The sequence below is a fragment of the Craurococcus roseus genome, assembly GCF_039523795.1.
Classification (GTDB): domain Bacteria; phylum Pseudomonadota; class Alphaproteobacteria; order Acetobacterales; family Acetobacteraceae; genus Craurococcus; species Craurococcus roseus.
This window is the reverse complement of record NZ_BAAAFZ010000105.1, coordinates 1-1,416: the sequence shown is the minus strand read 5'-3', so window position 1 is coordinate 1,416 and position 1,416 is coordinate 1. Positions and strand designations below refer to the sequence as shown.

Here is a 1,416-nt window from a genome sequence, read left to right as displayed (position 1 = left end):
GTAGCCGGCCGGCAGGCGGCCGACGGCCTCGTGCGCACCGGCGCGGCGCGCGGCGGGCACGGCCGCGTCGGGCGGCCCGCCGGCGAAGCGGCCGATGTTGTCGAGGACGCTGCCGTCCAGTAGTTGCGCGTCCTGCGGCAGGTAGCCGATGCGGGGGCCGATGGCGGCGCGGTCGGCGCGGTGCGTGTCCTGCCCGTCGAGCAGCGCCCTGCCCTCTTCCGGCTCGGCCAGACCGACCGCCGCGCGCAGGAGCGTGGTCTTGCCGCAGCCGTTCGGCCCAGCGACCGCCCAGGCCTCGCCGGGCGGGACGTGGAAGTCGAGGCCGCGCACGAGCGGGCGGCGCGCGCCGGACGGGCGCAGCGTCACCCCGCGCAGCACCAGCCCGGCGGGCACCGCCTCGTCCACCGGCGCGGGCCGGGGCGGCGCGCCGCGGGCGGCGAGGGTCCGCAGGCGCGCGAGGGCGACGGCGCCGTAGCCCCAGTCGCGCCAGCGCGTGACGAGCTGGGCCACCGGGTTCGCGGCGAAGGCGACCATGGTGCTGGCGGCGAGCATGACGCCGGGCGAGACCTCGCGCCGGGCCAGAAGGATCGCGCCGGCCACCGCCACCGCGATCTGCTGCGCGAACACGACGGACTGGAGCAGGCCCTGGAGCGCGCGGGCGCGCCGCATCGCCGCGTCGTGCCGGGCGACGGCGGCGGCGTGGCGCGGCACCCAGCGGCGCAGCACGGCGCGCAGCATGCCGAGGCCCGACAGCAGCTCGCCGTTGGAGAGGCGGCCGTTCAGCTCGCGCATGGCCAGCGCCTGCGCCGCCGTGGCGTCCGCCACCCGGCTACGGGTCGCGCGGTCCGCCAGGGCGCCTATCGCGGCCTTCAGCAGGCAGGCGCCTGCGCCGACGAGGAAGAACACCGGGTGCAGCAGCCACAGGAAGCCGAGCGCCAGGGGGATGGACAGCAGGTCCAGCAGATCGGCCGGCACCGAGCCGCCGAGCAGGCGCCGCAGCTCCGCCACGTCCTGCAACGCGACGGCGGCCGGGCCCTTGTCGCCCTCCACGGCGGAGACGCGGACGGAGGCGGTGAGCGCCTCCACCTGCAAGCGCCGGCCCAGGCGCTCCGCCAGCGCGGCCAGCAGCGCCGACCGCAGGCAGCGCAGCACGCCGCCGAGGGCCAGCGCCAGGACGAAGGCGACGGACAGCACCGCGAGCGTGTCGAGGTTGCGCGTTTCCAGCACGCCGTCGAAGACGTGCATGGTGAGCAGCGGCGCCGTCAGCATCGTGCCCTGCACCGCGAGCGACAGGGCGGCGCAGAGCGCGACCGCCGGCGCGAGGCGCACCGGCCGGGGCGGCGCCACGGCGACGGACGACGGCGGGCCAGCGAGGGCGAGCGTCCTCATGCGCGCACCAGGGCGCGCGCGGGCGGG

The 1,416-nt window shown here is 78.5% G+C and carries 1 protein-coding gene; it reads right to left on the bottom strand.

Annotation, left to right across the window (positions count from 1 at the left end):
• Positions 1 to 1,389: ATP-binding cassette domain-containing protein (locus tag ABD067_RS24800; protein ID WP_343898105.1), on the bottom strand; the 1,389-nt coding region annotated here is incomplete at its 3' end.
• Between the last annotated feature and the right edge of the window lie 27 nt (positions 1,390 to 1,416).